The sequence below is a fragment of the Bradyrhizobium sp. STM 3566 genome, from assembly GCF_045571445.1.
GTDB classification, from domain to species: Bacteria; Pseudomonadota; Alphaproteobacteria; order Rhizobiales; family Xanthobacteraceae; genus Bradyrhizobium; species Bradyrhizobium vignae.
This window is the reverse complement of the sequence record NZ_CP120692.1, coordinates 4,997,689-5,021,552: the sequence shown is the minus strand read 5'-3', so window position 1 is coordinate 5,021,552 and position 23,864 is coordinate 4,997,689. Positions and strand designations below refer to the sequence as shown.

At 64.6% G+C, this 23,864-nt stretch carries 23 protein-coding genes; 12 read left to right on the top strand and 11 right to left on the bottom strand.

Annotation, left to right across the window (positions count from 1 at the left end; genetic code table 11):
* Window positions 1–18: 18 nt before the first annotated feature.
* From P6U27_RS24220 to P6U27_RS24210, 3 genes are all read left to right on the top strand, one after another.
* Entirely contained in the window at window positions 19–828 is an 810-nt protein-coding gene (locus tag P6U27_RS24220) for a crotonase/enoyl-CoA hydratase family protein (RefSeq protein WP_122404248.1), read from the top strand.
* A 115-nt stretch (window positions 829–943) separates the two neighbouring features.
* The gene (locus P6U27_RS24215) at window positions 944–2,488 is read left to right on the top strand and encodes an acyl-CoA synthetase (RefSeq protein ID WP_122404247.1); all 1,545 of its coding nucleotides are present in this window, start codon (window positions 944–946) and stop codon (window positions 2,486–2,488) included.
* Between the two features lie 151 nt (window positions 2,489–2,639).
* Complete coding sequence (locus P6U27_RS24210; RefSeq protein ID WP_122404246.1) at window positions 2,640–3,044, top strand: YccF domain-containing protein; 405 nt, start codon at window positions 2,640–2,642, stop codon at window positions 3,042–3,044.
* Between the two features lie 175 nt (window positions 3,045–3,219).
* Here P6U27_RS24210 and P6U27_RS24205 read toward each other — a convergent pair whose 3' ends face one another.
* Entirely contained in the window at window positions 3,220–3,489 is a 270-nt protein-coding gene (locus P6U27_RS24205; protein ID WP_407192721.1) for a hypothetical protein, read from the bottom strand.
* Between the two features lie 470 nt (window positions 3,490–3,959).
* Here P6U27_RS24205 and P6U27_RS24200 point away from each other — a divergent pair, with 470 nt between their 5' ends.
* The 4 genes from P6U27_RS24200 (at window position 3,960) to ppc (ending at window position 8,987) form a co-directional block, all read left to right on the top strand.
* Window positions 3,960–4,178, top strand: a complete 219-nt coding sequence (locus P6U27_RS24200) for a hypothetical protein (RefSeq protein WP_129143533.1) — start codon at window positions 3,960–3,962, stop codon at window positions 4,176–4,178.
* Window positions 4,179–4,398: 220 nt separating this feature from the next.
* Window positions 4,399–4,818: a hypothetical protein gene (locus tag P6U27_RS24195; RefSeq protein WP_181956123.1), complete on the top strand. Its 420-nt coding sequence runs from the start codon at window positions 4,399–4,401 to the stop codon at window positions 4,816–4,818.
* Between the two features lie 323 nt (window positions 4,819–5,141).
* A complete protein-coding gene (locus tag P6U27_RS24190) occupies window positions 5,142–5,621 on the top strand; it encodes a hypothetical protein (RefSeq protein ID WP_122404244.1) in 480 nt (159 codons plus the stop codon).
* A 567-nt stretch (window positions 5,622–6,188) separates the two neighbouring features.
* Window positions 6,189–8,987: a phosphoenolpyruvate carboxylase gene (ppc, locus tag P6U27_RS24185; protein WP_122404243.1), complete on the top strand. Its 2,799-nt coding sequence runs from the start codon at window positions 6,189–6,191 to the stop codon at window positions 8,985–8,987.
* Window positions 8,988–9,118: 131 nt separating this feature from the next.
* Here ppc and P6U27_RS24180 read toward each other — a convergent pair whose 3' ends face one another.
* The 4 genes from P6U27_RS24180 to P6U27_RS24165 all read right to left on the bottom strand — a co-directional run bounded on the left by P6U27_RS24180 (window position 9,119) and on the right by P6U27_RS24165 (window position 12,958).
* Window positions 9,119–10,231, bottom strand: a complete 1,113-nt coding sequence (locus P6U27_RS24180; protein WP_209294349.1) for an SMP-30/gluconolactonase/LRE family protein — start codon at window positions 10,229–10,231, stop codon at window positions 9,119–9,121.
* A gap of 116 nt (window positions 10,232–10,347) precedes the next feature.
* Window positions 10,348–11,262 carry an SDR family NAD(P)-dependent oxidoreductase gene (locus P6U27_RS24175; RefSeq protein ID WP_122404241.1) on the bottom strand — a complete coding sequence of 305 codons (915 nt, stop codon included), beginning with the start codon at window positions 11,260–11,262 and terminating at the stop codon, window positions 10,348–10,350.
* Between the two features lie 139 nt (window positions 11,263–11,401).
* Window positions 11,402–12,541 carry a thiolase C-terminal domain-containing protein gene (locus P6U27_RS24170; RefSeq protein WP_407192720.1) on the bottom strand — a complete coding sequence of 380 codons (1,140 nt, stop codon included), beginning with the start codon at window positions 12,539–12,541 and terminating at the stop codon, window positions 11,402–11,404.
* 3 nt (window positions 12,542–12,544) lie between these two features.
* Window positions 12,545–12,958 (bottom strand): Zn-ribbon domain-containing OB-fold protein, encoded by a 414-nt coding sequence (locus P6U27_RS24165; protein WP_122404239.1) that lies wholly within the window; start codon window positions 12,956–12,958, stop codon window positions 12,545–12,547.
* Between the two features lie 175 nt (window positions 12,959–13,133).
* Here P6U27_RS24165 and P6U27_RS24160 point away from each other — a divergent pair, with 175 nt between their 5' ends.
* The 4 genes from P6U27_RS24160 to alkB all read left to right on the top strand — a co-directional run bounded on the left by P6U27_RS24160 (window position 13,134) and on the right by alkB (window position 16,724).
* Complete coding sequence (locus P6U27_RS24160; RefSeq protein ID WP_122404238.1) at window positions 13,134–14,483, top strand: amidase; 1,350 nt, start codon at window positions 13,134–13,136, stop codon at window positions 14,481–14,483.
* Window positions 14,476–15,162, top strand: a complete 687-nt coding sequence (locus P6U27_RS24155) for a DUF2848 domain-containing protein (RefSeq protein WP_122404237.1) — start codon at window positions 14,476–14,478, stop codon at window positions 15,160–15,162. The genes P6U27_RS24160 and P6U27_RS24155 overlap by 8 nt, the downstream gene beginning before the upstream one ends.
* A 152-nt stretch (window positions 15,163–15,314) precedes the next feature.
* Complete coding sequence (locus tag P6U27_RS24150; protein ID WP_209294348.1) at window positions 15,315–16,061, top strand: 2OG-Fe(II) oxygenase; 747 nt, start codon at window positions 15,315–15,317, stop codon at window positions 16,059–16,061.
* 9 nt (window positions 16,062–16,070) lie between these two features.
* Entirely contained in the window at window positions 16,071–16,724 is a 654-nt protein-coding gene (alkB, locus tag P6U27_RS24145; protein ID WP_122404235.1) for a DNA oxidative demethylase AlkB, read from the top strand.
* A gap of 63 nt (window positions 16,725–16,787) precedes the next feature.
* Here the strand turns inward: alkB and P6U27_RS24140 are convergent, their stop codons facing one another.
* The 6 genes from P6U27_RS24140 to hpaH form a co-directional block, all read right to left on the bottom strand.
* Window positions 16,788–18,416 (bottom strand): thiamine pyrophosphate-dependent enzyme, encoded by a 1,629-nt coding sequence (locus P6U27_RS24140; RefSeq protein ID WP_209294347.1) that lies wholly within the window; start codon window positions 18,414–18,416, stop codon window positions 16,788–16,790.
* A gap of 25 nt (window positions 18,417–18,441) precedes the next feature.
* Window positions 18,442–19,311, bottom strand: a complete 870-nt coding sequence (locus P6U27_RS24135; RefSeq protein WP_122404233.1) for a fumarylacetoacetate hydrolase family protein — start codon at window positions 19,309–19,311, stop codon at window positions 18,442–18,444.
* Window positions 19,311–20,294, bottom strand: a complete 984-nt coding sequence (gene hpaD / locus P6U27_RS24130; protein WP_122404232.1) for a 3,4-dihydroxyphenylacetate 2,3-dioxygenase — start codon at window positions 20,292–20,294, stop codon at window positions 19,311–19,313. The genes P6U27_RS24135 and hpaD overlap by 1 nt, the downstream gene beginning before the upstream one ends.
* Before the next feature lie 140 nt (window positions 20,295–20,434).
* A complete protein-coding gene (hpaE, locus tag P6U27_RS24125; protein ID WP_209294345.1) occupies window positions 20,435–21,973 on the bottom strand; it encodes a 5-carboxymethyl-2-hydroxymuconate semialdehyde dehydrogenase in 1,539 nt (512 codons plus the stop codon).
* A complete protein-coding gene (locus tag P6U27_RS24120; protein ID WP_122404230.1) occupies window positions 21,966–22,364 on the bottom strand; it encodes a 5-carboxymethyl-2-hydroxymuconate Delta-isomerase in 399 nt (132 codons plus the stop codon). Before P6U27_RS24120 ends, hpaE begins: the two co-directional genes overlap by 8 nt.
* 31 nt (window positions 22,365–22,395) lie before the next feature.
* Window positions 22,396–23,202: a 2-oxo-hept-4-ene-1,7-dioate hydratase gene (gene hpaH, locus P6U27_RS24115; protein ID WP_122404229.1), complete on the bottom strand. Its 807-nt coding sequence runs from the start codon at window positions 23,200–23,202 to the stop codon at window positions 22,396–22,398.
* A gap of 111 nt (window positions 23,203–23,313) precedes the next feature.
* On the opposite strand from hpaH, the gene hpaR reads away from it, so the two are divergent.
* The gene (gene hpaR, locus P6U27_RS24110) at window positions 23,314–23,832 is read left to right on the top strand and encodes a homoprotocatechuate degradation operon regulator HpaR (RefSeq protein WP_122404228.1); all 519 of its coding nucleotides are present in this window, start codon (window positions 23,314–23,316) and stop codon (window positions 23,830–23,832) included.
* Window positions 23,833–23,864 lie beyond the last annotated feature (32 nt).

Genomic DNA, 23,864 nt, shown 5'->3' with positions numbered 1-23,864 from the left:
AACAGGGAGAATTCGTCCATGGAAGATCGCGTCTCGATCTCGATCTCGGAAGGCGTCGCCGACGTGCGACTGGTGCGCAGCGACAAGATGAATGCGCTGGATCAGCCGATGTTCGAGGCCCTCGTTGCCGCAACCGACCGACTTTCCAGGGAAAAAAGTGTCCGCGTCGTCGTGCTCTCAGGTGAAGGCCGCGCCTTCTGCGCCGGGCTCGACATGGGGCGTTTCGCCGCCATGAAGGAGAAAGGCGGCGATGGAATTCCGGGTGGCGAAAATCGGGATCTCACGGTGCGCACGCATGGCAAGGCGAATTTTCCGCAGCAGGCAGTGTGGGGTTGGCGCCAGCTTCCGGTGCCGGTCATCGCGGCGGTGCACGGCGTTGCCTTCGGCGGCGGCTTCCAGCTCTCGCTCGGCGCCGACATGCGCTTCCTGGCGCCCGATGCGCGGATGTCGATCATGGAGATCAAATGGGGTCTCGTCCCTGACATGGCGGGCACGCCGATCCTGGCCTCACTGGTGCGCGACGACGTCTTGCGCGACCTCACCTACACGGGCCGCATCTTCTCCGCCCAGGAGGCGATGACGTATGGGCTCGCCACGCGCATCTGCGATGACCCGCGCGCCGCGGCGCTGGAGACCGCGCGCGAGATCGCCGGCAAGAGCCCCGATGCGATCCGTGCGGCCAAGCGGTTGCTGAACAATCTCTTGGTCGATCCGGGCCCGGCGCTGCTCGCCGAGTCCGTCGAGCAGCAGAAGCTGATCGGCAGCCCCAACCAGACCGAAGCGGTGCGCGCCAACCTGGAAAAGCGTGCGCCGAAGTTCGCGGATTAGCCCTTGTCGTTCCGGGATGGTCCGAAGGACCAGACCTCGGGTGCGCAATTGCGCACCAGAGTTCGGCTCTCCGAGCCGCCCCGGAATGACCAACACAACAACAAAGAAAAACAAAATGAGCGAAACGTCCCCATTCCTCGGCATCGTCTCCGGCGACCGCCGCCGTTCCCATGCCGAAGTCGCCGATCGCGCCGACCGCATCGCGAGCGGCCTTGCCAAAATCGGCGTCAAGCAAGGCGATTGCGTCTGCATGCTGATGCGCAACGACATCGCCTTCCTCGAAGCCGCCTACGCCGCGATGCGCCTGGGCGCCTACGGCGTGCCGATCAACTGGCACTTCAAGCCGGAGGAGATCAATTACATCTTGAACGACACCGGCACGTCCGTGCTGATCGGGCACGCCGACATGCTGCACGCGCTGCGCGATGCGATCCCGCGCGGCGTCACCGTGCTCAGCGTGCCGACGCCGCCGGAGATCCGCTCCAACTACAAGATCGATCCGGCTCATCTGGCGACGCCTAGCTTCGCGATCGATTTCGAATCCTGGCTCGCGCAGCAGCAGCCCTATGACGGCCCGGTCGTGCCGCAGCCCATGAACATGATCTACACCTCGGGCACGACAGGCCATCCCAAGGGCGTCCGGCGGAAGGCGCCGACGCCGGAGCAGCAGGCCGCCGGCGAGCGCATGCGCGCGATGATCTATGGACTGAAGCCCGGGGCCCGCGCGCTGCTGCCGGGCCCGCTCTATCATTCCGCGCCGAACTCGTTCGGCATCCGCGCCGGCAAGCTCGGCGGGGTACTGGTGCTGATGCCGCGGTTCGAGGCGGAAGAATTTCTGCAAGCGATCGAGCGATACAAAATCGACACCATCTTCATGGTGCCGACCATGTTCATCCGCCTGATGAAACTGCCGGAGGCAGTCCGCAACAAGTACGACGTCTCGTCGCTGCGCCACGTCATCCATGCCGCCGCGCCGTGCCCGGCCGACGTCAAGCGGGCCATGATCGAGTGGTGGGGACCGGTGATCTACGAATTCTACGGCTCGACCGAGTCCAGTGCCGTGACGTTTGCGACCTCCGAGGACGCGCTGAAGAAGCCCGGCACGGTCGGCAAGATATCGCCCGGCGCCGAGCTCCGCTTCATCGGCGAGGACGGCCGCGTGCTCGGCGTGGGTGAGATCGGCGAGATCTATTCCCGCATGGCGGAGCTGGCCGACTTCACCTATCACAACAAGCCGGAGAAGCGCGCCGAGATCGACCGCGACGGCTTCATCACCTCCGGCGATGTCGGCTATATCGACGAAGACGGCTACGTCTTCATCTGCGACCGCAAGCGCGACATGGTGATCTCGGGCGGCGTCAACATCTATCCGGCGGAGATCGAGTCCGTGCTGCACGCGGTATCAGGCGTGCATGATTGCGCGGTGTTCGGCATCCCCGACGCCGAATTCGGCGAGGCGCTGATGGCGGTGGTCGAGCCGCAAGCCGGCGTCACGCTCGATGAAGCCGAGGTTCGCGCCGCGCTGAAGGCGCATCTCGCCGACTACAAGGTGCCCAAGCACATCGAGATCCGCACCGAGCTGCCGCGCGAAGACTCCGGCAAGATCTTCAAGCGCCGCCTGCGCGATCCCTATTGGGAGCGGGCGGGACGGAAGATCTGAGGTGATGCCGTAAGGGTGGGCACGTCGCAAGGGCCCCTTTGCCTACGAGACTTCGCTCCATCCGGATCTACGTCTTGCGGGCATTGAAGCGTCTTAGCAGGGACAGATTTCGATCCTATATAGATGGCGTCATCCACCTCCGGATCATGTCATGACCCCCGTCTCCATCCTCCTCAACATCGTCTGGATCCTCATCGGAGGCGCCTGGATGGCGTTTGGCTGGCTGATCGCCGCGATCATCATGGCCATCACCATCATCGGCCTGCCCTGGGCGCGGGCGGCCTTCAACATCGCGGTCTACACGCTGCTGCCGTTCGGTTCAAAGGCGGTCAGCCGCTACGAGGTCACGGGTGTCGAGGATATCGGCACCGGCCCGCTCGGGGTGATCGGCAACATCATCTGGTTCATGCTGGCCGGCTGGTGGCTGGCGCTCGGCCACCTCGTGACCGCACTGGTGCTCGCTGTCACGATCATCGGCATCCCCTTCGCCTGGGCCCATCTGAAGCTTGCAGGCATCGCGCTCTGGCCGATCGGCAAGGTGATCGTGCCGGCATAGGCCCGTGACCGTGAACGTCGGCTTTCGACGGCAGAGCGGAAGTCGCACGGTTTGGCCATCATTGACGGCTTGTGGACCCATGCCGGTCGTCGCCTGTCCGTCCGACACGTCGTTTTCGGGCTGCTCGTCTCGCGCATCTCACGTACATGACAGGAAGAAAGTTAACCACTTTGATTTAACCTAATTTAATATTGAAGACATTAAATCGTATAAAGTGCCACGATACCCGAGCAAGCTTTTGGGGCAGGGCGTTGCGGGCGCACGTGCCCTGGTGGCCCAAGCTCGTTCTATCGGAATGGAGCTGGCTGGCATGGATCGAGAAGACCTTGACGCGATGTCCATCGATGAGTTGTGGGCGCTTCACACTGAGGTCGATCAGATCCTCGCTGCGAGGCTCCTTGCGGAAAAGCGCGAACTCGAAAAGCGGCTCGATCAGCTCGGCCAAGGAGCAAAAGCAAACCCGAACGAACCGGCAAAGAACTCCCCGGCGAAGCACTAGAATGCGAAAGCCGGTTTCTGGCGGGAACCGGGGTTCTGTTATATTTAGTGATTGAAATGAATTAACGTAATTTAATTAATTCGGGGCTCGATGGGGGTTTAATTGCAGCAACCGTGAGGGGCTCGATGTCCTCATCCGAACACAAATACCGGCGCGAGTTTTTGAAGACCTGCGGAAAATTCGCGGCCGTAACTCCTCCTGCCGTAACCATGCTGCTTTCGAGATCAAACTCGGTCGCGGCGTGTGGCGGGGAGGGCGCGGGGGCCCATAAACACTATCATCACAAACGCGGTGAAGATTAGCTGAGGGTCGCCGACCGGGGCGCGGCCTTACTGCTCATCTCTTCTCGCGACGAAATCGGTGGAGAACCTTCGGAGGTTCGAACCCTCGGTACGTCGCCACGCGGAGGACCGGCCATGAGTGGTCTCCATCATCTCCAGACTTCCCCGGCGGCCCTGGCCCGGGCCGATCTTCTCAAATCGGCCAAGGTGCCGGCGGGCAATCCCTGGGTGGATGCCGCTGCCGCTCTTCTTCGTCACCGTTTCGAAGCGCTCGCTTCTCAGCTCGCCGAACTGGAAGCGCTTCGCGAACGAGTGCTTGAGGCTGAGCAGAAGCTCGACCCGAGTTTCACCTGATGAAAAGCTAGGTCGGGCAACAGCAAGCACCGCTAGCTTGATGAACTCGGCCCCGTTCCGCTTCTGGGCCTCTGAAGAGTGCTGCCGCGCCAAAGAAATAGGGCGCCATTGGAGGCAGATATGCTCAGATCGGTGATCAAGTCTACTGTCATAGCAGCGTTGTTGATCACCTTGATTAACCCGCCGGTCATCACCCAGGCCTTTGGCCACGGGAGCGGTGGTGGCGGTGGTGGTGGTGGCGGCGGTGGTGGTGGTGGTGGTGGCGGCAGCGGTGGTGGTGGCGGCAGCGGTGGTGGTGGCGGCAGCGGTGGTGGCGGCGGCGGCGGTGGTGCCGGTGGCGCTGGAGCTGGAGGTGGAGCTGGCAGCGGTGGTGCCGGTGGCGCCGGAGCTGGCGGCAGTGGTGCCGGTGGCGCGGGAGGCGCTGGAGCTGGCGGCAGTGGTGCCGGTGGCGCGGGAGGTGCTGGAGCTGGCGGCGGTGGTGCAGGAAGCGCTGGTGGTGCCGGCAGCGGTGGTGGGGGTGACGCTGGTGGTGCTGGATCCGCGAACGGCGGTGCCGGTGGCGGTTATGGCGGGGGCCATGATTATGCTGGTGCATCCAGCTTGCCCTACTCGAGCCGGCTGGGCACGAACATGCAGATGATCCAAAGAAGCAATGCTTGGCCTCGCGGTGGTTGGGTTCGTGGCGATACTTTTTTTTATGGGTTCCGCGAACGCGCGCCCCGGCTGCGGTGGGATATGTGGAGGTACGCAGCGCCCTCATCTGATCTCCACAGGCTTCACAAGGCTCAGCGAACAAGGATCAAGCCGCACGAAATGCGGAAGATATCGTCGGACCAGAAATCTGTGCAATCGTTCGGGGCGCGAACCTCAGTGGACGCCCATCGCCGAGGGCGCGATGATGCGACAGCTGCCAGCGGACCGGTAAATCGCTCGCGGGTCGAAGTTCAGGCAGCGCCGCCATCCGTGATCGAGCGTCAGGAAGAGCAAAGGACTGGCGCGGCGCCGGTAGATGTCCCGGCGGATGTAGTTAAGGTCACATCGCCACCCGCGATCGAGCGCAAAAGCGAGGAAACGATCGGCACGGCACTCGTAGACGCGGATGTCGCTCAAGTCAGCCCGCCATCCATCATCGAACATCACGACGCGTCGATAACGAGGTCACTCGAAGGGCTGGTCATGATGATGGCACTCGTGGCACTTGGTTTTGTCCCATTGCTCATTCGCCATAGGTATGCCCAACGCGTGTTAGCCTATGCTGCGACGCGTCGCTCCGAAGCACAAGTTGGCGATGCTCGCCCCGTCTACTTACTTTGTCCACCGCGGATCGAGGCCGATCCAGATCTCGTATCCAATCTGGAAGCCTCCGTGAAAAACGTTCTCGACACAATCAAGGAGGCGGAGGCCGAGATCGCTCTCTCGCGACAGCTCCGAAGACCCTCGTGAAGCCGAGACCCTCGCTTTGTCAGTACACCACGTGCAGGGAAAAGAGCGCGCCATAAGCCGTAAAACCATTGCGCAGGGAAGGCCGGGAGCCCGGCATCACCTGTGGTCAACACGCGTGCGTTTCTCGCGTGCGGACCCTGGGTGCCAGCCGGCGCCCGGCCTTCCCTGCGCCCTTTCTTCTCGATGAGGGCGAAACGGTCAGCAGAGCTCGGGCGGAGCGCGCCACGAGACCGCGAAGACATGCTTGTTGAAAGACTGATTGTTTTCTTGTGCCCCGGACGCAGCGCAGCGCGCCCCCGGCGATGCAAGGCATCGTCCGGTGCGGCGTGATGCACTGCAGAGCCGGGGCCCAGAATGCGGCGATGTGCTCTTCGGCTCCTGGTCCCGGCTCTGCGCCGCAACGCCCGCAACGCCAAGGGCGTTGCAGCGCGTCCGGGACGCGAGCCTCGCCGGCAGTGTGCACCGCCCCCAACTTCACCTTGCACTGCGGTAGAAAAATAGCGCACACTCCTCCCGACCGGGGAGCCGAGCCAGCTCTTCAAGAGAGCGCTTGAAGGGGAGCGAGCCATGTCCCTCCAGACCGTACCATCCGACCCCACTGAGCATCGCCCCAATCGCCCTGAGGACGTCCAGGCGATGGAGGCCGATGCGCGGCTGCGGGACGACATCCGCCTGCTCGGGCGCATCCTCGGCGACACCGTCCGCGACCAGGAAGGGGCCGACGTATTCGACCTGGTCGAGCGTATCAGGCAGACCTCGATCCGTTTTCACCGCGATGAGGACCGGCTCGCCCGCCGCGAGCTCGAGCAGATTCTCGATAGCATGTCGATCTCCGAGACGGTGCGGATCGTCCGTGCCTTCAGCTATTTCTCGCACCTTGCCAACATCGCCGAGGACCAGAACAACATTCGCCAGATGCGCGCGCGCAGCGCCGCCAGGAGTGGCGGCTCCGGCGTGCTGGCGGAAACGCTCGCCCATGCCAGGGACGCCGGCATCGGCCCTGACCAGCTGCGCAACTTCTTCAAGACCGCGCTGGTCAGCCCGGTGCTGACCGCGCACCCGACTGAGGTCCGCCGCAAGAGCACCATGGACCGCGAGATGGAGATCGCAGCCCTGCTCGACCGCCGCGAGCGGGTCGCCATGACAGCGGAGGAGGCCGACGCCAGCGACGAGCAGCTCCGCCGCGAGGTGCTGACGCTGTGGCAGACCAATCTCTTGCGCCGGACCAAGCTCACCGTGCTCGATGAGGTCGCCAACGGCCTGTCGTTCTACGACTACACTTTCCTGCGCGAGGTGCCACGCCTGATCAACGCGCTGGAGGACCGGCTGGACGAGCGCGGCGAACAGGCTGCGAGCGAGCTCGCCTCGTTCCTGCGCATGGGCAGCTGGATCGGCGGCGACCGCGACGGCAATCCCTTCGTCACCGCCGACGTGATGCGCGGCACGCTGCGGCTGCAGTCGAGCCGGGTGATGCAGTTCTATCTGAACGAGTTGCACGTGCTCGGCTCGGAGCTGTCGATCGCGGCGCATCTCGCCGACGTCTCCGAGGAGCTGCGCACCTTGGCGGAGCGCTCGCCGGACACCTCGCCGCACCGGAGCGGCGAGCCTTATCGCCTTGCGGTTTCCGGCATCTATGCGCGCCTGACCGCGACGGCCGAAAAGCTCGAGGTCGAGATCACGCGCCGGCCGGTCGGCAAAGCGGCGCCATACGAGAGTGTCAGGGAGCTGCAGGCCGATCTCGACGTGCTGCATCGCTCGCTGATCTCCAACAACGCGCGCGTTATCGCCCGCGGCCGGTTGCGGCATTTGCGGCGCGCGGTGGACTGCTTCGGCTTCCATCTGGCGCGGCTCGACATCCGCCAGAACTCGGCAGTGCACGAGCGCACCATTGCCGAGCTGATGGACGCCGCCAACCCCGGCATGTCCTATCTCGCGCTCGGCGAGGACGCGCGCATCTCGCTGCTCACCAATGAATTGCGCTCGACGCGCGCGCTGGTGTCGCCCTTCGTCAAGTACAGCGACGAGACCATGGGCGAGCTCAACGTCTTCCATGCCGCCGCGGAAGCGCATGCGAAATTCGGCTCGGATGCCATTCCCCAATGCATCATCTCGATGTGCAAGGGCATGTCCGACATGCTCGAGGTCGCCGTGCTCCTGAAGGAAGTGGGCCTGGTCCATCCTTCAGGGCGCAGCGCCATCAACATCGTGCCGCTGTTCGAGACCATCGAGGATCTGCAGGCCTCGAGCGGCATCATGGACCGCATGCTGTCGCTGCACGATTACCGCCGCCTCGTCGACAGCCGCGGCAGCGTGCAGGAGGTGATGCTCGGCTATTCCGACTCGAACAAGGACGGCGGCTTCGTAACTTCGGGCTGGGAGCTCTACAAGGCCGAGATCGGCCTCGTCGAGGTATTCGAGCGCCATCATGTGCGGCTGCGTCTCTTCCATGGCCGCGGCGGCTCGGTCGGCCGAGGCGGTGGGCCGAGCTATGACGCCATCATCGCGCAGCCGGGCGGCGCCGTGAACGGCCAGATCCGCATCACCGAGCAGGGCGAAATCATCTCGTCGAAATATTCCAACGCCGAGGTCGGACGCAACAATCTGGAGATCCTCGCCGCGGCAACGCTCGAAGCAAGTCTGCTGCATCCGCGCCAGAGCGCGCCTCGCCGCGAATACCTGACTGCGATGGATGAATTGTCGAACCTCGCCTTCAAGGCCTATCGCGGCCTCGTCTACGAGACCGAGGGCTTTGTCGATTACTTCTGGGCTTCCACGGTCATCAACGAGATCGCAACGCTGAACATCGGCAGCCGCCCGGCCTCGCGCAAGAAGACCCGCGCGATCGAGGATCTGCGCGCGATCCCGTGGGTGTTCTCCTGGGCGCAATGCCGCCTGATGCTGCCGGGCTGGTACGGCTTCGGCAGCGCCGTGGAGCAGTGGATTGCGGAGCATCCCGACAAGGGCATGCCGTTCCTGAAAGAACTCTACACGGAATGGCCGTTCTTCCGCATGCTGCTCTCGAACATGGACATGGTGCTGGCGAAGAGCTCGATCGCGATCGCCTCGCGCTATGCCGAGCTCGTGCCGGACGAAGCCTTGCGCGAGAAGATCTTCGGCCGCATCCGCCGCGAGTGGCATTCCTGCATCGAGACGCTGCTCGACATCATGGGGCAGGACCGCTTGCTGCAAGGCAATCCGCTGCTGGAGCGCTCGGTGCGGCACCGTTTCCCCTATCTCGATCCGCTCAACCACGTGCAGGTCGAGCTCTTGAAAGAGCACCGCGCGCAGAATCCCGACGAGCAGGTGCTGCGCGGGATTCAGCTGACGATCAACGGAATCTCGGCGGGGTTGCGGAATACGGGGTAGGGCGAGGCAGCCCGCCACACCCTCGCTCGTCATGGCCGGGCTTGACCCGGCCATCCACGTGCCTCTGCAACCACGGGACAGGCATGGATGCCCGGGTCAAGCCCGGGCATGACGAACAGAGTGCCGGGCATTCAACAGAAATGCGCCCCCTGCGTCTCCACATAGACCGCATAGAGCGACTGGCTCGCGGTCATGAACAGGCGGTTGCGCTTCTTGCCGCCGAAGCAGACATTGGCGCAGGTCTCCGGCAGCAGGATCTGGCCGATGCGCGCGCCGTCGTTCGGCGCGAACACCTGCACGCCGTCGTAGCCCGGCCCGACCCAGCCCGCGCCGACCCAGATGTTGCCTTCGGTGTCGACGCGCAATCCGTCCGGGAAGCCCGACTTGCCCTCGAGCTTCATGTCGATCAGCTTCTTCGGGTTCGACAGCTTCGTCCCGTCGATGTCGTAGGACCATACCACATTCTCGGCCTGCGGATAATGCGTGATGCCGGTGTCGCAGACATAGAGCTTCTTGTAGTCGTGGGAGAAGGCGATGCCGTTCGGCTTGAACGGCTCGTCCGCGACTTTCGCCAGTTGGCCAGTTTGCGTGTCGAGGCGATAGACGGCTTCCTTCTGGTGTGGCTGAACCGAGCCTGTGTTGGCGAGCTTGCCCTCGTAGATGCTGATCGCGCCGTAGCCGGGATCGGTGAACCAGATTGCTTTGTCGTTGGGATGCACGACCATGTCGTTCGGGCCGTTGAGCGGCTTGCCGTTTGCCTGCTCGGCCAGCGCTGTCACCGAACCGTCATGCTCGTAGCGGACAAGGCGGGTGCGCTCGGCACTGATCTGACGTCCCTCGGTGTCGAATGAATTGCCGTTGGCCTCGTTCGACGGCTTGTGGAACTGCTCGGAGATGTGGCCGTCGTCGTCGAGATAGCGCAGCTGCCGGTTGGCCGGGATGTCGCTCCAGACGAGATATTGGCCTTGCGCGTTCCACGCCGGCCCCTCCGCCCAGAGGCAGCCGGTATAGAGCCGCTTGATCGCGGTGTTGCCGACCTTGGCCTTGAAGCGTTTGGGGTCGATGACGACGATGTCTGGGTCGGGATAGCGCTGCGGCTCGGCGTTGGCCCCGAAGTCGCGGGCGTCGGCGTTGGAGGCGAGCAAGGTCGATGCAGCGAGTGTCGCCGCACCTTGCAGCAGGGTGCGGCGGTCGAGACCGCTGCTGGCCGTTGTGTCGTTGGGGTTGGTCAGTATTCTTGTCATGGTTTCCTCCCAAAGTTTCGTTGGGAGGACACCATTCGCCCGCATTCAGGCGTAAACCGGGGCGATCTCCGGCCGAGACAACCGAAGATCGCAGGGCAGGAATGCCGGAAATGCGGCTAGACGGGATCCCAAGTAAAGATGTCGGCGGAGCGGTCGAGCTTGTAGAACGAGCCCTTCAGCGCCGGCATGCCGTGTTCCGCGATGGATTGCGGCGTCCAGCCTTCGCTCCGCTGCACCGAGCGGATCGGGCGGTTCTGGCTGAACAGGAAGATCTCGTTCATGCGCACGCCGAAGATCTGGCCGGTGACGTCCTTGGCGGAATCGCCGAGCAGATAGCCGCAGAGCGGCGCGATCTTCTCCGGTCCCATCTGCTTGATCTTCTCGACCCGCGCCTTCTCCGCCTCGGTCTCGGTCGGGATGGTGCCGATCATGCGCGTCCAGGCGAATGGCGAGACGCAGTTGGAGCGGACGTTGAAGCGGCCCATGTCGAGCGCGATCGACTTCGACAGCCCCACGATGCCGAGCTTGGCCGCGGCGTAATTCGCTTGTCCAAAGTTGCCGATCAGGCCGGAGGTCGAGGTGAAATGCACGAAGGAGCCCGACTCCTGCTCGCGGAAGATCCGCGCCGCAGCGTGGCTGACGTAGAACGAGCCCATCAGGTGCACCTTGATGACGGCCTCGAACGCTTCCACGCTCATCTTGTGGAAGATCATGTCGCGCAGGATGCCGGCATTGTTGACGACGCCGTCGAGCCGGCCGAAATGATCGGTCGCGGTCTTCACGATCTTGCTGGCGGGGATCGCTTCCGCGACGCTTTCGAAATTGGCGACCGCGCTGCCGCCGCGCTTCTTGATCTCCTCGACCACTTCCTCGGCGGGCGCGGCGTTCGAGCCGGCGCCGTCGGCGGCCCCGCCGGGATCGTTGACCACGACCTTGGCGCCTTCGGCAGCACACAGCAGCGCGATCTCGCGCCCGATGCCGCGGCCTGCGCCGGTGACGATGATGACCTTGTCTTGCAGTGATTTCGTCATGCTAGCCTCTCTATGTTGCCGTCGCGGCCGCAGCTAACCAAGCTCGTCATGCGCGGGCGTGACCCGCGCATCCATCTTCAGAAGAGGATGGATTGCCGGGTCAAGCCCGGCAATGACGAGCAAATGTTGTCCGAGCCGCTTACCTCTCGTTCGTGAACACGATCGTGCCTGATGCCGCGAACATGCCGCCGACGCCATGGCACACCGAAATCTTCGCATTCGGCACCTGCGCCGGTGCTATCCCGCGCATCTGGCGCACGCTCTCCTGAAGCGCGTACATGCCGTACATGCCGGAATGCATGTAGCTCAAACCGCCGCCATTGGTGTTGAGGGGCAGTTTCCCGCCCGGCCGCGTGTTGCCGTCGGCGATGAACTTCCCGGTCTCCTCGTACGGCATGAAGCCGAGATCGCCGAGGCCGAACAGCGGCAGATGCGCAAAGGCATCGTAGATCATGAGGTGATCGACGTCCTTGTGTGTGATGCCGGCCTCCTTGAAGGCCAGCGGGCCCGCAACTTTGAACGCGCGCGAGGAGTTGAACGTCTCCATCTGGCTGACCATCGGCGTTTCCACGCTCTCGCCCGTGCCCATGATGTAGACGGGCTTCGTTGGAAAATCCCTGGCACGGTCGGCCGAGGTCAGGATCAGCGCGCCGCCGCCGTCGGTGACGAGGCAGCATTGCAGCAGCCGGAACGGATAGGCGATCATACGCGAGTTGAGCACATCGGCGACCGTGATCGGGTCCTTCATCATCGCGCGCGGATTCTTCGCCGCCCATTCCCGCTGCACCACCGCCACCGAAGCAAGCTGCTCATGCGTGATGCCGTAGGTCTTCATGAAGCGCAGCACGGGAATTGGGAACATGCTCGGCGGGCCGTAGACGCCATAGGGCGCTTCGAACTGGCCCTGCAGGCTGTCTGCGGGAATCGAGCGCGGCAGCTTGCCGATCATCGACTTGCCGCTCTCGGCATGGGTGATCAGCACCGTCTTGCACAGGCCCGCCTCGATCGCCGCCGCCGCATGGCGGACGTGCAGCATGAAAGAGCAGCCGCCGACCGAGGTGCCGTCCACCCAGGTCGGCTTGATGCCGAGATAGTGGCAGACCTGCTGCGGTGTTTCGACCGTGGTGGCAAAGCCGTCGATGTCGGACAGCTTCAGCCCGGCGTCGGCAATGGCATTGAGCGCCGCATCCGCATGGAGCTGGAGCTGCGAGGCGTTGGGGATGACACCGAGCTCGGTCGTCTCGGCCGCGCCGACGACGGCAACCTGGTTCCTGCGCATGACTTACCCCTTCACCGGACGGAACACGGGGAGGGTGATCTTGTCGTCGAGTGCCTCGAAAGCGACCTCGAGCTTCATGTCGAGCTCGAGTGCCTCAGGCGTCTGCGGGCAATCGATGATGTTGCTCATCATCCGCGGGCCTTCGTCGAGTTCGACCACCGCGATGGCGTAAGGCGGCGTGAAGCCCGGCGCGGCGGGGCGATGGTTGATCACGTAGCTGTAGAGGAAGCCCTTGCCGCTCGCCTTGAAGATGCTGACCTTGCGCGAGGCGCAGGAGGGGCAGAACGGGCGCGGCGGGAAGTAGACATGCGCGCAGGCATCGCAGCGCTGCAGGCGCAATTCGCCGGCTTTCGTGCCGTCCCAGAAATGCTGGGTCTCCGGCGTCGGTTTCGGTCGCGCGCGCTGCGGTTCGGCCATTCGGAACGCCCTCCCAAGGGCAGGCTTCACGCCCGCCTGTTTCGATCTTGATGCGACAATCGACCATCGTGCGTCAACGGTCCAGCAATGCGCATGCATGCCATCATGCGCACAATGCTTGTGTCGAACCGAGCCAGCGCTATAGATTGCGCGCGAAATATTCCGTGAGACAGACATGCCCGATTTTCCGACACTGGCGAAGCTCGCCGAAGACCTCGAAAGCGGCCGCACCACCGCCCGCAAGCTGGTCGAGGCATGCCTCGCCAAGATCGCCGACCCCGCCGGTGAGGGCCGCCGCACCTTCATCCATGTCGATAAGGACGCGGCGCTGACCACCGCCGATGCCATGGATGCCCTGCGCAAGGTCAAGGCGGCGCCGTCGCGCTATGCCGGCATCCCGATCTCGATCAAGGACCTCTTCGACATCAAGGGCCAGGTGACGCGCGCCGGCTCCCGCGCGCTCGACGATTCCCCGGCGGCCGAGCAGGACGCGGCCACGGTATCGCGGCTGCGCAAGGCCGGCTTCGTGCTGATCGGCCGCACCAACATGACCGAGTTCGCCTATTCCGGCATCGGTATCAATCCGCATTACGGCACGCCGAAGGGCGCCTGGAACCGGGCCGAAGGTCACGTGCCCGGCGGCTCCTCCTCCGGCGCGGCGGTCTCCGTGCTCGACGGCATGGCGCATGGCGCGCTCGGTACCGACACCGGCGGCTCCTGCCGCATTCCAGCCGCCTTCAACGGCATCGTCGGTTACAAGCCGACGCAGCGGCGCGTGCCGCTCGATGGCACCGTGCCGCTGTCGTTCTCGCTCGACAGCATCGGGCCGCTGGCGCGATCGGTCAGCTGCTGTGCCATACTCGATGCCGTGCTCGCGAACGAGCCCATCGTCGCGCTGAAGCCGCGGCCCGTAAAGGGCATGCGGCTGGCGGTGCCCACCACGATCGCGCTCGATGATCTCGATGCGGAGGTCTCCGAGACCTTTGAGCGCGCGCTGAAGACGCTTGCCGACCATGGCGCCGCCATCGAGCGCATCGAGATGTCCGAATTCCACGACATCGGCCCGATGAACGCCAAGGGCGGCTTCGCTGCCTCCGAGAGCTATGCCTGGCACCGCTATCTCATCACGTCCAAGGGCGACGTCTACGATCCTCGCGTGTCGGTGCGCATCATGCGCGGCGAGGCGCAGAGCGCGGCCGACTACATCGATCTCCTCAACGAGCGCCGCTCGCTGATCGCGCGCGTCAATGCGCGCATTGCGCCCTATGACGCTCTGGTGCTGCCGACCACCGCCAACACGCCGCCGAAGATTTCCGATCTCGCCGACGACAAGGCCTTCACCACTCAGAACCTGCGCGCGCTGCGCAATTGCACCCTGATCAACATGATCGACGGCTGCGCCATCTCGCTGCCCTGTCATCGCGCGGGCGACGTCCCGGTCGGCCTGATGCTGGCGGGCGCGGGCGGCTCGGATCGCCGTATCTTTGAACTTGCCGCCGGCATGGAGGCCGTCATTCGTGTTTGACCTCACTTTCACCATCGACGCCCAGGACACCACCACGCCGCTGACCTTGGCGATCGACCAGATGGTCATCGCCGGCTGGACCGGCCGCGATCCGGTCGCGCGCGACAAGCACATCGCCGAGCTACAGGAGATGGGCATCGCCCCGCCGGCCTCCACGCCGATCTACTACCGCGCCTCGGCGCGGCGGCTGACCCAGGAAGACCGCATCGAATGCAGCGGCGGCGATTCCAGCGGCGAGGTCGAGTTCGTGCTGATCGGCTGGCAGGGCCGCATCTTCGTCGGCTGCGGCTCCGATCACACCGACCGCAAGGTCGAGGCCTATAGCGTCACGGTCTCCAAGCAGATGTGCGACAAGCCGATCGCCTCGACGCTGTGGGAGCTCGAGGACGTCATCGGTCATTGGGACAAGATGATCCTGCGCTCCTACGCCACGATCAAAGGCGAGCGCGTGCTCTACCAAGAGGGCACGCTGGATGCGATGCTCCCGGTCGCCGACCTCATCGCGCGCGGCTTTGATGGCGGGAAGCTGCCCGATGGCTGCGCCATGTTCGGCGGCACCTTCGCCGCCAAAGGCGGCATCCGCCCTGCCGACCGCTTCGATTTCGAGATTGAAGATCCCGTGCTGAAGCGCACGATCAAGCACGGCTACGACGTGGTGACGCTGCCGGTGAGGGGCTGATCTCTCCCCGCCGTCGTTGCGAGCGAAGCAATGCAGGCTGGTTCCGAGCAGGGACTCTAGATTGCTTCGTCGCAAGGGCTCCTCGCAATGGCGGGGGATAGTCATCGGAAATCGGGTGGCCGTGGGGGCGTCGTATTGCGAGAGTCGCAGCCATGACAGCAACCGCACGCAAATCGTCCCATTCTCCCTCCATTGACCTCGCCGGGCAGATCGACGCACTGGATTGGCCGCAAATCACCGCGGAGCTCGACTCCCAAGGCTGCGCCGTCCTGAAGAACCTGCTGACGTCGGACCTATGCCGCGCCATGGCCGAACTCTATCCGGACGATACGCACTTCCGCAGCCGCATCGTCATGAGCAGCCACGGCTTCGGTCGCGGCGAGTACAAATATTTCTCCTATCCGCTGCCCGAGCTGATCGCGCAGCTGCGCCCGGCGCTCTATGCGCATCTCCAATCCGTCGCCAATCGCTGGAACGAGGCGATGGGGATCGACATCCGCTATCCCACAGCGCATGCGGCATTCCTGAAGCGCTGTCACGAGGCAGGGCAGGCGCGGCCGACGCCGCTGCTGCTGCAATATGAGGCTGGCGACTACAACTGCCTGCACCAGGACCTCTATGGTGAGCACGTGTTCCCGCTCCAGGTCGCGATCCTGCTCTCGGAGCCCGGACGCGATTTCACCGGTGGCGAGTTCGTGCTGACCGAGCAGCGCCCGCGCATGCAGTCCCGCGTCGAGGTGGTGCCGCTCGCGCAGGGTGATGCGGTCGCCTTCGCTGTGCATCACCGCCCGGTGCAGGGGACACGCGGCACCTACCGCGTTAATCTCCGCCATGGCGTCAGCCGTATCAGGTCCGGCCGTCGCCACACGCTGGGTGTGATCTTCCACGATGCCAAATGAGCGCTGCGATTGACGGGTGATCTGTTCGACAATGTCGCCGAGGCGCAGCGCTCACGCGAGCAGATCGCGGACGGTGCCGTGCTGCTGCGCGGCTTCGTCAAGCCGATCGAGAGCGAGCTGGTCGATGCGGTGCGGGCCATCGTCGCGCAATCGCCGTTCCGCCGGATGACCACGCCCGGCGGCTATCAGATGTCGGTGGCGATGACCAATTGCGGCGAGCGCGGCTGGATCACCGATCACACCGGCTATCGTTACGATCCCATCGATCCGCGCACCGGCGCGCCTTGGCCGGCGATGCCGCCGGTGTTTTGCGATCTCGCCCGCCGCGCGGCGGAGCAGGGCGGCTTTGCCGGCTTTGCGCCCGATGCCTGCCTCGTCAATCGCTACGAGCCCGGCACGCGGCTGTCGTTGCATCAGGACAAGGACGAGCTGGATTATTCCGCGCCGATCGTCTCGGTCTCGCTCGGCCTGCCCGCGACCTTCCTGTTCGGCGGCCTCGCGCGCGCCGACAAGCCGCGCCGCTTCCGACTAGTTCATGGCGATGTCGTGGTCTGGGGCGGGGCCTGCAGGCTCGCCTATCACGGCGTCGCGCCGCTCGCCGATGGCGAGCATCCGCTGCTGGGAAGGAAGCGGATCAATCTGACATTTCGCAGGACGCGCTAGGGACCCGTCGTTCCGGTGGCGCGCGCTAGCGCGAACTATGGTGCGCATCGCCCCGGAACGACACTAAGGCTTCGGCGGATGAATGAACGCCCACGGGCTCACCTCCGAATCCCTGGTCACCTCGACCGAGATCAGATACGGCCCGCCATGGCTGAGCGCCTTCTCCATCGCCGCCTTGAACTGATCGGGCGCGGTCACGCGTGCTGCGGCCACGCCAAAGGACTCCGCGAGCTTGACGAAATCCGGATTGACGAGGTCCGACGCCACCACGCGGCCGTCGAAGCGTTCGCGCTGGTCGCGTCGGACATTGCCATAGGCGTTGTTGTTGAACACGAGCGTCACCACGCCGATGTTGAACTGCACGGCGGTGGCAAGCTCCTGCACGCCGAACATGAAGCCGCCGTCGCCGGTGATCGCCACCACCGGCTTGTCGGGGTTGGCGACCTTGGCGCCGAGGGCGGTCGGAAAGCCCGAGCCGAGCGTGCCCTGGTAGCCCGAGGTGATGAAGGTGCGCGGCTGGTACACCGGGAAGCCGTACCAGGAGGCGAAGCCGACCTGCGACAGTTCATCGGTGACGATCGCGTTGTGCGGCAGCACCTCGCGCAGGATGTCGAGATAGGCCATCTGCGGCTGGATGCGCTGGATCTCTGATTGCGCCGCCGCAGTGGCTTCGCGGATGTCTCCGCGCCGGCCGCGGCCCTTGGCATAGCCGACCTTCTTCACGGCGGCGACGAGATCGGCGGTGCCGGCCTTCGCATCGGCGACAATCCCGACATCGGCGGCGAGCCGGCGCATCTCGGCCGGATCGATGTCGATACGAATGGATTTCAGGCCGCTCGGTTGACAGGGCCAGCGGAAACCGGATGCCGGCAGCTCCGCGCGCGTGCCGATCGCGATCATCAAATCGGTTGTCGGCCACAATCTGTAGGCCGCCGCCATGGTAAGGCCGAGCTCGTGCGCGTTGGAGACGATGCCGCGGCCGCTGCGGAAGGCGACCACGGGCGCATCGATCATCTCGGCAAGCTCGAGGATCTCCTCGCGCGCGTCGATCGCGCCGCTGCCGACGAAGATCATCGGCGACTTGCCCGCCTTGATGAGCGCGGCCGCCTGCTTGATCGTATCAGGATCGGGTTGCGGCGCGGGCAGCGGCTCCAGCACCTGGGCAGCTGCCGTATTCGCGCGCTGGGTGAAAACGTCCCAGGGCATCTCGACCGAGGCGGGACCGCGCCGTCCCGACATCATCTCCTGGAACGCGCGCGCGACGACCGTCGGCGCGTTGCCGGGATATTCGATGCGCTCGGCCCATTTCACATAGGTGCGCAAGGTCGCGAGCTGGTCCGGCATCTCGTGCAGATGGCCGCGGCCCTTGCCCAGGAACGGCGTCGGCACCTGGCCGGTGACGCACAGCACCGGCTCGTTGCAGCCGAACGCGGTGAGCAGAGCCGCGCTGGCATTGAGCACGCCGGGGCCTGGCACCACGCTGAACACGCCGGGTCGGCCGCTCGAGCGCGCATAGCCGAATGCCATGTAGCCGCAGGCCTGCTCATGCCGCGCGCCGATCACCTTGAGCTGGGCCTGATGAAACGCGTCGAACAGGCCGTAGACTTGCGCGCCAGGCAGGCCGAACACGGTGTCGACGCCATGGGCGACGAGCCCGCTTACGATCGCTTCGCCGCCGGTGAGGGTGGTCATTGCACTATTCCACTTTGGTTGTTGGTCAGGCTTCGTCGATGATGCCGTTGCGTAGAGCGCCGATGCCCTCGGCCGCGATCTCGACGACGTCGCCGGGCTTCAGGTATCGCGGCGGATCGAACCGCGCGCCCGCTCCGGTCGGCGTGCCCGTGACGATGATATCGCCGGGGACGAGGGTTGCGAAGGTCGAGATATAGTTCATGAGATAGCGGAACGGAAACATCAACCGGCTGGTGCGATCGTCCTGCCTGAGCTCGCCGTTGACATGCGTGGTGAGACGAATGTCCGCAATCTGCGATTCCGATGTGTAGGGCACGAGCCACGGGCCGAGACTGCCGCTGGAGTCAAAGTTCTTGCCCTGGGTGACGTTGAACTTGGCATGACGCAGCCAGTCGCGCACCGAGCCCTCGTTGCACAGCGTCAGCGCCGCGATGTGGTCGAGCGCGGCGCTTTCTGGAATGTGCCGGCCCTGCTTGCCGATCACCAGCACGATCTCGCCCTCATAGTCGAGCTGCGCGGAAGCACGCGGGCGGACCAGCGGCGTGTCGTGGCCGACGAAGGAGCGTGGGCTCCGCATGAACATGCTGGGATATTTCGGCGCGTCCTGGCCGTCCCTGTATTCGGCGTTACGGTCGGGATAGTTGACGCCGATGCAGATGATCTTTTCCGGCGCGGGCACCGGCGGCAGCCAGGTGATGTCGGCGAGCGCGTGATCGGGCGTGCGGCCGGTGGCCTCCTCGGCGAGGCTCACGAGCTTGCCGGCCGCGATCACCTCGCGCAGGGTCGGATAGTCCTTAGCGTAACGCGCCGACAGATCGATGATGCCGCCGTCCACGACGGCACCATAGCGGGTTGCACCCTTGACGGAATAGGTGGCGAGGCGGGGGAGTATCATCAATCCGCCACCAGCACGTCGGCCACGAATCTCGGCTCGCGCACTGCCTGGCCCGTAAAGGGCGAGCCTTGCTCGAACCAGGAGCGCGGGGCAGGCGCGCCCCACAGCGTCTGGCGGCGCGGATCGCGCAACGACCAGCGCAGCGGCTCATGGTCGTGATCGCCGGTGAAATAATCGCTGGTGTAGAGCTCGAGGCGGTGGCCGTCGGGGTCGCGGACATAGAGGAAGAACGCGTTCGAGATGCCGTGACGTCCCGGGCCGCGCTCGATGTTCTTCACGAACCCTTGCGAGGCCATGACGTCGCAGAGATGAATGATGTTCATCGCCGTCGGCGTCCAATAGGCGAAATGGTGCAGCCGCGGGCCCTTGCCGTTGGTGATGGCAAAATCGTGGACATTGCCTTTGCGATGCATCCAGGCCGCGGCGATGCGCCCGTTCGGGCCGTCCTCCTCGGCATATTCGGTGAGGCGGAAGCCGAGCCGGGCGTAGAACTCCATCGTGTCCTGCACTTCGGCAGCGAACACGTTGAAATGGTCGAGCCGTTGCGGATGGCAACCCCGGTAGAGGTCGTAGCGGCGCAGCAAATGCGGTCGGCGATCCATCGATGCATAGAGCTCGATCTGGAAGCCGAAGGGATCGGTGAACTGCAGCGTGCGGCCCTGGAACGGCTGATCGGCGAAGGCGTAGCTGAGGCCGTGCTCGGACAGGAACGCGGCCGCCTTGTCGAGATCTTTGTCGTTGCCGACCTTGAAGCCGAGCCTGTTGCAGGCGGGCACGGCTGCCTTGCGCAGCACCAGCGAATGATGCTGATGCTCCTCGGCGGCGCGCAGGTACACGACCTTGTCGTCGGCGTCCTCGACATGCAGGCCGACGGTGGTCTCGTAGAACGAGCGACTCAGCTTCAGGTCGGTGACGTCCAGCACGACGTGGCTGGAGCGGATGATGTTGAACGGTGGCTCGAAGACGTGTTGCGGTACGGGCATGTACGTTTCCCCTCGTCCTGTCATTCCGGGGCGGTCCGCAGGACCGAACTATGGTGCGCAATTGCGCACCTGAGAATCTCGAGGTTCCGGGTTCTCCGGGCCGCGCTTGCGCGGTCCCGTCACCCCGGAACGACGAAGCGTTAAATTCCCAGCTTCTGAATCTTGTGCGTGCCCCGCGCCAGCGAGACGTGCTTGGTTTCCATGTAGAAGTCGAATGAATAGTCGCCGCCGTCGCGGCCGATGCCGGAGGCCTTCATGCCGCCGAACGGCGTCGGCAGATGGCGGACGTTCTCCGAGTTCAGCCAGATCATGCCGGCCTCGAGCGCATCCGCAACGCGCAGCGCGCGGCCCATGTCGTTGGTCCAGACATAGCCGGTGAGGCCATAACGGATGTCATTGGCGATCTCGACGGCGTCCTTTTCGTCCTTGAACGGCAATACCGTGAGGAACGGGCCAAACACCTCCTCCTGCGCCACGCGCATCTTGCCGTGCGCGCCGGTCACCAGCGTCGGCTCGACATAGTGTCCGCCGCCCGGGCCGTCATAGGCCTTGCCGCCGACCGCGATGGTCGCGCCGTCCTGGCGTGCGACGTCGAAATAGGAGCAGACTTTTGCGAGGTGGCGCTCGTGGATCAGCGGCCCGATCTCGGTGGCGGGATCGAGGGGATGGCCGATCCTGAGCGCCTTCACGCGCGCGGTCAGCTTCTCCACGAACTTCTCCGCGATGCTCTGCTGGATCAGCAGGCGGCTTGATGAGGTGCAGCGCTCGCCGTTGAGCGAGTAGATCATGAACACGACGGCATCGAGCGCGCGGTCGAGATCGGCATCGTCGAACACGATCACGGGGTTCTTGCCGCCGAGCTCGAAATGCACCCGCTTCAGCGTGGGCGCGCCCTGAACCATGATCGCCGAGCCGGTCGCGCTCTCGCCGACGAAGCCGATCGCCTTGATGGCGGGATGCTCGGTCAGAGCCTTGCCGGCCTCTTCGCCAAAGCCGTGCACGGTGTTGAGCACGCCGTCGGGAACGCCGGCTTCCTTCACGAGCCTCGCCAGAATGGAGGCCGTCACCGGCGACCACTCGGCCGGCTTGTGCACGACAGTGCAGCCGGCGGCCAGCGCCGGGGCGATCTTCCAGGTCGAGAGCATGAACGGCGTGTTCCACGGCGTGATCACGCCGACGGGGCCGATCGGCACGCGGGTCGAGATGTTCCAGTGCTCGTCGCTCGGCGTGTTGAGGCCGTCGCGCGCTTCGGCGCATTTGTCGGCGAAGAAGCGAAAGTTCTCGGCGGCGCGGATCGCGGCCTTGGCCATGAAGCGATAGGCCTGTCCGGTGTCGATGCATTCGAGCACGGCGATGTCTTCGGCATTGTCCTCGATCGCATCGGCCACCCGATGCAGCAGCTTGCGCCGCATCGCAGGCCCCATGTCGCGCCAGGACTTGAAGGCGATCGCCGCGGCCGTTGCTGCCGCGTCGACATCCTCCGCATTGCCACGCGCGACGCTGGCGAGCACGGCGCCATCGACCGGCGATTTGGTCTCGAATGTCTCGCCCGAGATCGAGGCGACGGTCTTGCCGTCAATCGTGTGGCCGATGCCATCAGCGCGCAGCGTCTTCAGCAGCGGCGCGACGCGGTCGCGGTTGGCCTGAAATACGTCGGCTTTCGGCGTGGGCTTATCCATGGGCAGCCTCTACTTTCAGGGCGTCGTGGATGTTGTTGCGCTTCCAGCTCGTATCCTTGTCGTTGATCTGCATGTCGAACGATAGGGCGAACTTGCTGGCGGCGAAAACGGGATCGAGATGTCTTGAGAGCGCCTGGAAGACCTGCTCGCCGGCCTTCTGGCGCGTGGGAAGGTCGCGGCCCTCGCCGATGCGCAGCACCATGTCGAGAAAGCCGTAATCCTGCCGCGCGTCGGCGATCGCATAATGCTCGCACTTCACGGCGCGGACGCGGATGCCGCCGAGCGGGAAGATGCCGGTCTCGACCGCCGCCTTGCGCACCACTTCGCAGACCGCGCCGATGTCGAGACGGCCATCGAGATTGGCCGAATATTCGATGGTGAAATGCGGCATCGCGGTTTCACTCCCTGTCTTCTTGTCCGCCTTAAGCGAAGTAGCAGCTCACCGAGCCGTAGGCGCCATAGTCGGCTTGAATTGTGTCGCCCTTGCGGGTCTCGATCGGACGGATGAAGGAGCCGGCGAGCACGACCTGACCGGGCTCCAGCGCAAGGCCGAGCGGCGCGATCTTGTTCGCAAGCCACGCCACGGCTGTCGCAGGATGATTGAGCACGCCGGCGGCAAGGCCGGTTTCTTCCAGCTGGCCGTTCTTGAAGCAGAGCGCCCCGATCCAGCGCAAATCGGCGTCGAGCGGACGGATCGGCCGTCCGCCGAGCACGATGCCGGCATTCGCCGCATTGTCGGCGATGGTGTCGAAGATTTTTCGCGTGGCTTTGGTCCTGGGATCGACGCGCTCGATTCGCGTGTCCAGGATCTCCAGCGCCGGCACGACGAAGTCGGTGGCGTTGAGCACGTCGAACAGCGTGCACGCAGGACCGGTGAGGCGCTTGCTCATGACGAAAGCGAGTTCAGCCTCGACGCGCGTCGCGATGAAGCGCTCGGTCGGAACGAGGCCGCCATCGGCGAAGAACATGTCGTCGAGCAGCACGCCGGAATCCGGCTCGTCGATATTGAGCGCGCTCTGCATCGCCTTCGAGGTCAGGCCGATCTTGTGGCCCTTGACGATGCGCCCCTCCGCGATCTTGACGTCGACCCAGGCCTTCTGAATCGCGTAGGCATTGGCAATGGTGATGTCAGGGAAATCCTGCGAGAGCTGGCGAATCTGCGAACGGGTCTTCTCCGCCTGGTGCAGACGCCTCGCGCAGACCTGGATATCGTCGTTGGAAAGCGCCATTCGTCATCATACAAATCGTGGTGCCCGGAGATACTTAACATGTTAAATGAATGCGTCAAACGGAATCTCGGGTTGTTGCACTGCAAACGTTTTGCAGTCTGAAAGGGCGTCATGAGCAAGAGACCGGCTGACCCCGCCAACGGAAGCGTGCCTGCCGCGCGCCAGGTGCCGATGCGCGACTTCTCGCGCTCGCTACCGATGTCGCTGCTGCGGGCGCGCGAGGCGGTGATGCGGCAGTTCCGGCCCTCGCTGCGCGAGCACGGCCTGACCGAGCAGCAATGGCGTATCCTGCGGGCGTTGGCGGCCATCGAGGCTGTCGAGGTCACGGAACTCGCGCGTACGGCCTTCCTGCTCGGGCCGAGTCTGTCGCGCATCCTGCGCGACCTCGAGGCGCGCAACCTGATCGAGCGCAAGACGGCGAAGGCGGACCAGCGTCGCAGCATGGTCTCGATCTCGAAGGAGGGCGTGAAGCTGATGGCCGCGGTGGCACCGACGTCGGAAGCGATCTATGCCGAGATTACGCGGCGCTTTGGCGCACGTAAGCTCGCCGAATTGCAGGAGATGCTCGGCGAACTCGAGCACAGCCTCGCCGGGCTCCGAAGCGCGGATGATACCCTCGCGGAGGGATGAGCCCAGATATGCGTGCGTGCGCGGTCAGAGCC

Bases quoted from the DNA above. Each gene is read 5' to 3' on its own strand.
- P6U27_RS24220 (WP_122404248.1), top strand. From the start codon at position 19: ATGGAAGATCGCGTCTCGATCTCGATCTCGGAAGGCGTCGCCGACGTG.
- P6U27_RS24215 (WP_122404247.1), top strand. From the start codon at position 944: ATGAGCGAAACGTCCCCATTCCTCGGCATCGTCTCCGGCGACCGCCGC.
- P6U27_RS24210 (WP_122404246.1), top strand. From the start codon at position 2,640: ATGACCCCCGTCTCCATCCTCCTCAACATCGTCTGGATCCTCATCGGA.
- P6U27_RS24200 (WP_129143533.1), top strand. From the start codon at position 3,960: ATGAGTGGTCTCCATCATCTCCAGACTTCCCCGGCGGCCCTGGCCCGG.
- ppc (WP_122404243.1), top strand. From the start codon at position 6,189: ATGTCCCTCCAGACCGTACCATCCGACCCCACTGAGCATCGCCCCAAT.
- P6U27_RS24180 (WP_209294349.1), bottom strand. From the start codon at position 10,231: ATGACAAGAATACTGACCAACCCCAACGACACAACGGCCAGCAGCGGT.
- P6U27_RS24175 (WP_122404241.1), bottom strand. From the start codon at position 11,262: ATGACGAAATCACTGCAAGACAAGGTCATCATCGTCACCGGCGCAGGC.
- P6U27_RS24170 (WP_407192720.1), bottom strand. From the start codon at position 12,541: ATGCGCAGGAACCAGGTTGCCGTCGTCGGCGCGGCCGAGACGACCGAG.
- P6U27_RS24165 (WP_122404239.1), bottom strand. From the start codon at position 12,958: ATGGCCGAACCGCAGCGCGCGCGACCGAAACCGACGCCGGAGACCCAG.
- P6U27_RS24160 (WP_122404238.1), top strand. From the start codon at position 13,134: ATGCCCGATTTTCCGACACTGGCGAAGCTCGCCGAAGACCTCGAAAGC.
- P6U27_RS24150 (WP_209294348.1), top strand. From the start codon at position 15,315: ATGACAGCAACCGCACGCAAATCGTCCCATTCTCCCTCCATTGACCTC.
- P6U27_RS24140 (WP_209294347.1), bottom strand. From the start codon at position 18,416: ATGACCACCCTCACCGGCGGCGAAGCGATCGTAAGCGGGCTCGTCGCC.
- P6U27_RS24135 (WP_122404233.1), bottom strand. From the start codon at position 19,311: ATGATACTCCCCCGCCTCGCCACCTATTCCGTCAAGGGTGCAACCCGC.
- hpaD (WP_122404232.1), bottom strand. From the start codon at position 20,294: ATGCCCGTACCGCAACACGTCTTCGAGCCACCGTTCAACATCATCCGC.
- hpaE (WP_209294345.1), bottom strand. From the start codon at position 21,973: ATGGATAAGCCCACGCCGAAAGCCGACGTATTTCAGGCCAACCGCGAC.
- P6U27_RS24120 (WP_122404230.1), bottom strand. From the start codon at position 22,364: ATGCCGCATTTCACCATCGAATATTCGGCCAATCTCGATGGCCGTCTC.
- hpaH (WP_122404229.1), bottom strand. From the start codon at position 23,202: ATGGCGCTTTCCAACGACGATATCCAGGTCTGCGCGAGGCGTCTGCAC.
- hpaR (WP_122404228.1), top strand. From the start codon at position 23,314: ATGAGCAAGAGACCGGCTGACCCCGCCAACGGAAGCGTGCCTGCCGCG.